Annotated in this window: 7 protein-coding genes; all 7 read right to left on the bottom strand. The window is 67.7% G+C overall.

Annotated features, from left to right (window positions below; translation table 11 throughout):
- Window positions 1-203: 203 nt before the first annotated feature.
- Genes RCI06_RS09425 through RCI06_RS09395 form a run of 7 tightly spaced genes read right to left on the bottom strand, consistent with a single transcriptional unit; the run spans window position 204 to window position 7,196 of the window.
- Window positions 204-983, bottom strand: a complete 780-nt coding sequence (locus tag RCI06_RS09425; RefSeq protein WP_101553001.1) for an ABC transporter permease — start codon at window positions 981-983, stop codon at window positions 204-206.
- Window positions 980-1,840 carry an ABC transporter permease gene (locus RCI06_RS09420; protein ID WP_276874385.1) on the bottom strand — a complete coding sequence of 287 codons (861 nt, stop codon included), beginning with the start codon at window positions 1,838-1,840 and terminating at the stop codon, window positions 980-982. The genes RCI06_RS09425 and RCI06_RS09420 overlap by 4 nt, the downstream gene beginning before the upstream one ends.
- Window positions 1,824-2,915 (bottom strand): ABC transporter ATP-binding protein, encoded by a 1,092-nt coding sequence (locus tag RCI06_RS09415; RefSeq protein WP_121586670.1) that lies wholly within the window; start codon window positions 2,913-2,915, stop codon window positions 1,824-1,826. Before RCI06_RS09415 ends, RCI06_RS09420 begins: the two co-directional genes overlap by 17 nt.
- Before the next feature lie 33 nt (window positions 2,916-2,948).
- Window positions 2,949-3,620, bottom strand: coding sequence for a pentapeptide repeat-containing protein (locus RCI06_RS09410; RefSeq protein ID WP_101552995.1), 672 nt, complete (start codon window positions 3,618-3,620; stop codon window positions 2,949-2,951).
- Entirely contained in the window at window positions 3,617-5,212 is a 1,596-nt protein-coding gene (locus RCI06_RS09405) for an amidohydrolase family protein (protein WP_306575755.1), read from the bottom strand. Before RCI06_RS09405 ends, RCI06_RS09410 begins: the two co-directional genes overlap by 4 nt.
- Before the next feature lie 5 nt (window positions 5,213-5,217).
- The gene (locus RCI06_RS09400) at window positions 5,218-6,162 is read right to left on the bottom strand and encodes a DMT family transporter (protein WP_277138587.1); all 945 of its coding nucleotides are present in this window, start codon (window positions 6,160-6,162) and stop codon (window positions 5,218-5,220) included.
- Window positions 6,159-7,196: a low specificity L-threonine aldolase gene (locus RCI06_RS09395; protein ID WP_306575751.1), complete on the bottom strand. Its 1,038-nt coding sequence runs from the start codon at window positions 7,194-7,196 to the stop codon at window positions 6,159-6,161. Before RCI06_RS09395 ends, RCI06_RS09400 begins: the two co-directional genes overlap by 4 nt.
- Between the last annotated feature and the right edge of the window lie 25 nt (window positions 7,197-7,221).

Below are 7,221 nucleotides of genomic sequence, written 5' to 3'. Positions count from 1 at the left end.
GGCTTCTTTCCCCCATTTCTTGTCCGTACAAGAAATGGGGCCGCCCGCCGGGGCGAGACCCGGCAACTCTGCCGCTCACTGAGCGGCAAATCTAAAGCGGCCGTCGGTCGACTACCGACAAGCTCCACCGCTCACTGAGCGGCAAACCTAAAACCGCCGTCGGCCGTCCACCGACAAGCTCCGCCGCTCACTGAGCGGCACACCTAAGCGCGCCTCTGCCGCCGGGCAGAAACAAGCCTCCCGACGGCGACGATCAGAAACACGGCGCCGAGCATGAGGGTGCACAGGGCGTTGATCTCAGGGGTGACGCCCATCTTGAGCATCGAATAGATTTGCAGCGGAAGGGTGCTCGTCTGCGCGCCGGTGGCAAAAAAGCTGATGACCACGTCGTCCATGCTCATGGCAAAGGCGAGCAGCGCGCCCGACAGGATGGAAGGTGCGATGAGCGGCAGGGTGATGTCAAAGAAGGCGCGCGGCGCGGACGCGCCGAGGTCGCGGGCGGCCTCTCCGATGGCGGGGTCGAGCCCGGCGAGCCGCGCCTTGACGTTGATGAAGATATACGGCACGCAGAAGGTGGTGTGCGCGAGCACGAGCGTCAGCATGCCGAAGGGCAGGCGCAGGAAGGAGAAAAACGCGAGGTACGCCATGCCGAGAATGATCTCGGGGACCATGATGGGGATGAGGGAAAGATTTTCGAGCGCGCCGCGGCCGCGGAAATGCCTGCCCGCGATGCCCACCGCGCCGACGGTGCCGAGCACCGAGGCGGACAGGCTGCTGAGCGCCGCGAGCTCGAGGCTGTTGAAGAAGGCTGTAATGATGTTTCGGTTGTGGAGCAGCTTTTGGTACCAGGAGAAGGTGAACCCCTCCCAGCTGAAGAGCTTGGTGTCGTTGAAGGAGTAGACCACGACGACCAGGATCGGCAGGTACATGAGAATGAGCAGGAGCGTCACATAGATTTCGGGGATTTTGGACCGCCGCCTCATACGATCCCCTCCAGACTCTTTTCACCCGACAGCTTCTGGTAGAGGCCGATCACCAGCAGGGTGGCGGCCATCATGACGACCGAAAGCGCCGCGCCCATCGGCCAGTTGCGGGCGGTGAGCAGTTCGTTTTTGATCAGGTTTCCAAGCAGCATCGTCTTTGCGCCGCCGAGCAGGTCGGAGATGAAGAAGAGCCCGACCGACGGGATGAAGACGAGCACGCACCCGGCCATGATGCCCGCTCGGGTCATCGGCACGGTGACGCTCCAGAAGGCGCGCCACTTGCCCGCGCCCAAATCGCGCGCCGCTTCGGTGAGCGACGGGTCGAGCTTGGAGATCGAGTTGTAGACGGACAGGATCATGAAGGGCAGCAGGGCGTACACCATGCCGACCAGCACGGCCCCAAAATTATACAGGAGTTTAAGCGGCGTGTCAATGACGCCGAGCGCGATGAGCAGGGCGTTGACGACCCCCTGGCTGCGCAGGAGGATCATCCACCCGTAGATGCGCACGAGCGAGTTGGTCCAGAAGGGCACGATGACGAGCAGCAGCGCGAGGGAGCGCCGCTTGGGGGAGAGCTGCGCCGTGAAATAGGCGAACGGATAGCCGAGCAGCAGCGTAAAGCCGGTGGTGAGCACCGACAGCCAGAGGCTTTCCCCGAAGACGCGCAGGTAGGCGGGGGAGAGCATCTTGGCGTAGCTGCCGAGCGAAAACTCGGCGACGACCCCCCAGGTGGCCGCGCGCTTCATGAAGCTCATGCAGAGGATATAGATGAGCGGGATGGCGACGAAAAACGCCGTCCACAAGAGGAACGGGATGCCCGCGGCGGGAAAGCCGCGCCCCTTACGCGCGCGCTTCATGCTGGTCGCCCCTTTCCACGATGGCGGCGCAGGCGGGCTTCCAGTAGATGTGCACCGTCTCGCCGACCTCGGCGCGGTCGCCCCCGCCGCCCATGCCGCTCACGATCAGCTCCTGCCCGTCGGAAAGCCCGAGGGTCGTGCGTAGCATGCCTCCGGTATAGCTGTGCGCCCGGACAATGCCGGTGAGCGCGAACCCGTAGCGGCATTCCTCGCCGAACCGGATGCGCTCGGTGCGCACCGAAAGGGTCACCCTTTCGCCCGGCGTCCCCTCGCCGCACGCCTTGACGACGCCGCCCGCGTAGAGCAGCGTCAGCGTGCCGTCCGGCTCCCGCCCCGCAACCTCGGCGGTGAAGATGTTGCTCTGCCCGATGAACTCGGCGGCGAACCGCGTCTGGGGCCGCTCGTAGATCTCGTCCGGCTTGCCGAGCTGGAGGATGCGCCCCTCGTTCATGATGCCGATCCGGTCGCTCATGTTGAGGGCCTCCTCCTGGTCGTGGGTGATGTAGATGAAGGTGATGCCCAGATCCTTTTGCAGCGATTTGAGCTCGGTCTGCATCTGGCGGCGCAGCTGCAAATCGAGCGCGCCGAGCGGCTCGTCGAGCAGCAGCACCGCCGGGTCGTTCACGATCGCGCGCGCGATCGCCACCCGCTGCCGCTGCCCGCCCGAAAGCTGGTTGGGCATCCGCCCGCCGAAGCCGGGAAGCTGCACGAGGCCGAGCATCTCGTCCACCCGGCGGCGGATCTCCTCCTTGGGCGTCTTTTTGAGCCGCAGGCCGTAGCCGATGTTTTTCGCCACGTTCATGTGCGGGAAGAGCGCGTAGCTCTGGAACACCGTGTTGACCGGGCGGCGGTTGGGCTCCCAGCCGGTCATGTCCTCCCCCCGCAGCAGCACACGGCCGCTGTCGGGGCTTTCCAGCCCCGCGATGATCCGCAGGGTGGTGGTCTTGCCGCAGCCGGAGGGCCCGAGCAGCGTCAGGAATTCCCCCTCGCGCACATCGAGGCTGACCCCCGCGAGCGCCTCGGTCTCCCCAAACGCCTTGCAGATCTCCTGTAATGATAATAGTACGTCCTCCATGCTGTTCCTCCTGTATGGTATCCGCAGATATCGCTATTTGATGATGATGCCGAGCAGCCTTGCCAGCCCCACCGCCTGCGCGGCGGTAAAGACGCCGCCCCGCAGGTCCTCCGCCGCGACGACGAGCCCGTCCGTCTCGCAGGTGGTGAAGTCCACCCCCGCGAGCTTCGTGTGGAAGAGCTCGGCCCCGGCGAGCTTACATTCCGAAAGGGTGAGGTCCCGCAGCTTCAGCTCCTGCATCGCCGCGCCCGAGAGGTCGCACCCCTCGAACCGCACCGCGCGCAGCCCCGCCTGGAAAAACTGCGCGTACCGCAGGCTGCACCGGGAAAAGCGCACGTCCCGCAGCACCCCCTCGGAGAAGTCCGCGCCCACGAGCTTGCAGTCGTCGAACCGCACCCGCGTGAGCGCCGCCTTTGAGAAGCTGGCGTTCGAGAGGTCGCACCGCCGGAAAACCAGGTCGGTGAGTCCCGTTTTGGAGAGGTCCGCCCCGGTCAGCCGCATCCCCTCGAAGACGCAGCCCTCGAAGCTCGCCTCCTCGAAGTCGAGTCCCGGAAAAACGCCGCGGAAGAGAAGCCCGCTCACCGCGTCTGCCTCCCCCGAGGCGTACCTTCCCGGTTCCTCCTCGAGCAGGCCCTCCGAAAGCTCCCGTTCCAGCTTCGGCTCCGCCGGCAGGGCCGGCGGCCGCTGTTCCCGCGCCGCCCTCATGCCCGCCTCAGCAGCCTGCCCGCGGGCGCGCGGGTCAGCTCGTCGTGGTCGACGGCGGCCCGGCCGTTCACGAACACATAGTCGAAGCCGGACGCGTACTGCGCGGGGTGCTCATAGCTGGCGGGGTTTTTCAGGTTTTCAAGGGAGAAAACGTTGATGTCCGCGTCAAAGCCCGCCCGCAGCAGGCCCTTGCTCCCGAGGCGGTAGACCCCGGCGGGCTTGGCGGTCATCTTGTGAACCGCCTCCTCGAGCGTCAGCAGCGGGCTCTCCCGCACATAGTCGATCAGCACCTTGGGAAAGGCGCCGTAGAGCCGTGGATGGGGCACCCCCCGCGAGGGGTAGACCGAATCGGAGATCACCGAGCTCATGGGAGAGCGCAGGATCGTGCGGACGTCCTCCTCCGAGGTGATGAAGTCGATCATCGCGACGTCGCACTCTTCGGCGGCCAGCAGGTCGCAGGCGCAGTCGCAGGGGTCCTGCCCCCTCCTCCGGGCGATCTCCGCCACCGATTTGCCGATGAACGGCTGGTTTTCGGGACGGCGCATCGAGGTGCAGCGGATGTTCTCCCACCCGACCAGGTAGACGAGGTTTTCAAATCGGTCGGACGGGCCCACGAAAATCCCCCGCAGCTCCTCCCGGCGCGCGGGCTCCCGCAGGCGGCGGATGACGCCGGGCGCGCCCCCCTCAAGAAAGTGGGGCGGGAGGATCTGGAGGAGCTGGGTCGACCCGGCGGTGTAGGGGTAGACGTCGCAGTCCGCCCGCAGCCCGCGGGCGCGCGCCTCCTCGAGGATCTCCAGCGCGCGCTTCGCCCCGCGCCCCCAGTTGCGCCTGCCGATGCACTTGAGGTGGCTGACGTGCAGCGGCGTCCCCAGCCGCCGCGCGATCCCGATGACCTCGCGCAGCGACTCGTGGAGGAGGTCCCCCTCCCCGCGGACGTGGGCGGCGAGCGGCACGGGATATTCCCGCATCGGGGAGAGCACCTCGGTAAAGCCGTCCGCGTCGTAGTTGTATTCCGGCGCGTAGACGACGCCCAGCGTCACGCCGAGCGCGCCGTCCGAAAGCGCGCCGCGCAGGAGGTCCCGCGCGGCCGCGAGCTCGCCGGGGGAGAGCGGCCCCTCCCCGTAGCCGCGCACTGCGGCGCGCACCGTTCCGTTGCCAACGCACATGCCGACGTTCAGCGGGAGCGGCGCCCGCTCCGCCAGCGCCATGTATTCCGCGAAGCCCCCGAAGCGGGGCGCGCCGTCCGCGTCCCCCACGACCGGCGAAAGGAAATGCAGAATCTCCTCCCGCCGCGCGGCGGGGCAGGGCACGGCCGACAGCCCGCAGTTGCCGTTGACGATCGTCGTGAGCCCCTGCCGCAGCTCGGGCGCGCCGAAGCCTTCGGTAAAGAGGTTCAGGTCGGCGTGCCGGTGGATGTCGATGAAGCCGGGGGTGACGAGCCGCCCCGACGCGTCGACCGTGCGCGCGGCCGGGGCGGAAATCCCCGGCGCCACCGCCGATATCACGCCGCCCGACACCGCCACGTCCGCCGGGAAGGCGGGCGCGCCGCTGCCGTCGACTACGGTTCCGTTTTTGATGAGCAGGTCGAACATGGCTTTCACGCTTTCACAGAGGATGCGGGGCCGGGCGCGCCGTTCACGATGCAGATGCCCGCGCAGACGAGCAGCAGCGCCGCGAGGTTCCGGACATTCCAGATCTCCTCGCCCAGGAAGAGCCCCGAACAGAGGGTGCCGAAGACGGGGATGAGGGAGTTGAAGATGCTCACCCGCGCCACCGGATGGTATTTGAGCAGCAGCGTCCAGATGGTGAAGGCCACCGCCGAGAGCGCCGCCAGATAGAAAAGCAGGAGCCAGGCCGCGCCGCCGGTGGGGCGGATGCGCCCGCCGCCGAGCGCGCCGATGAGGAAGAGCACGCCGCCGCCGGCCAGCAGCTGCCAGCCGGTGACCGCCATCGGGTCGTTGCCGGGCGCGACGCGCGCGCTCACCACCGCGCCGAGCGCGGAGGAGGTGGCGGCCAGCAGCATGAACCCCTCGCCGGTAAAGGCAAACGCCCCGTCCAGCCCGCCGCCGAGGTTGAGCACGACCACCCCGGCGAACCCGGCCGCGCAGCCGAGGGCCTTGCGGCGGGTCATGCGGTCCCCCCGGCAGAGAAAGTGGGCGAGGATGACGCCGATGAAGGCGGCGGACGCGTCGATGATCGAGCCGCGGCTGCCCGTCGTGTTGGCGAGGCCGACATAGAAGAAGACGTACTGCGCCGTCGTCTGCACGAGCCCGAGCAGCAGGACGCCGCCGTAATTCCTCCGCGCGGGCAGCGGCGCGCGCCGGCCCGCCGCGGCGCCGAACACGAGGGTCAGCGCCCCCGCCAGCAAAAACCGCGTCCCCGCGAAGAGCATCTGGGAGGCGGTCCCGCCGCTTTCGATCGCAAAGAGCCGGTACCCCAGCTTGACGCAGGGGAACGCCGTGCCCCACAGGAAGGTGGCGAGCACCGCGAGCGGCACGACCGCCCCGGCGCTTTGCAGGCGGCCCTTCGGCTGTGCGGTCATTCCGCCCCGCTCGCCAGCCGCCGCAGGTCGGCGGCGAACCGCTCGACCGCCGTCTCGTCGGTCGCCCACGAGGTCACGAACCGCACGACGGTGTGCCCGGCGTCCAGCTTGCCGTTTTGTTCAAATTTGTAGAGTTCGCCGAGCTTTTCCACCAGCGGGTCGGGCAGGACGGCGAACTGCTGGTTGGTGTACGAGTCGCTCGCGAAGGAAAAGCCCGCCTCGGAGATCGACCGCTTCATCCGCATCCCCAGCCGGTTGGCGCGCGCGCCGAGCTCGAGGTAGAGGCCGTCCTCGAAGAGGCTTTCAAACTGGATGCCGAGCAGCCGCCCCTTGGCGAGCATGCCGCCCCGCTGCTTGATGAGGTAGCGGAAATCGGGCTTCAGCGCGTCGTTCACGATGACGACCGCCTCGCCGAAGAGCGCCCCGCACTTGGTCCCGCCGAGGTAGAAGACGTCGCACAGCCGCGCGAGGTCGGGCAGGGAGAGGTCGTTCGTCTCTGCGGTGAGCGCCGCCGAAAGCCGCGCCCCGTCGAGGAAGAGGTAGAGCCCCAGCGCCCGGCAGGTATCGTGCAGCGCCTCGAGCTCCGCCTTCCGGTAGAGGGTGCCCACCTCTGTCGAATCGGAGATGTAGACCATCTTCGGCTGGACCATGTGTTCGTCGGTGTGAAGGCCGCACGCCTCCTCCACCATGGCGGGGGTGAGCCTGCCGTCGGGCGAGGGCATCGACACCACCTTGTGGCCGGTCGCTTCGATCGCGCCCGTCTCATGCACGCACACATGTCCCGTGTGCGCCGCAACCACCGCCTGGTAGGGGCGCAGCGCCGCCGCCACGACCGTCAGGTTGGCCTGGGTGCCCCCCACGAGGAAATGCACGTCCGCCTCCGGGCAGGCGATCTTCTCCCGGATGAGCGCCCGCGCGCGTTCGCAGTGCGGGTCGGTGCCGTAGCCGTCCGTCTGGTCGAGGTTGGTGTCGAGCAGCGCCTGCATGATGCGGGGGTGCGCGCCCTCGCTGTAATCGTTCTTAAAGCTGTACATGTCCCGTCTCTTCCTCTCCTGAATT

The sequence above is a fragment of the Anaerotruncus massiliensis (ex Togo et al. 2026) genome (assembly GCF_030825285.1).
GTDB classification, from domain to species: Bacteria; Bacillota; Clostridia; order Oscillospirales; family Ruminococcaceae; genus Anaerotruncus; species Anaerotruncus massiliensis.
This window is presented reverse-complemented; position numbering and strand designations above follow the sequence as displayed.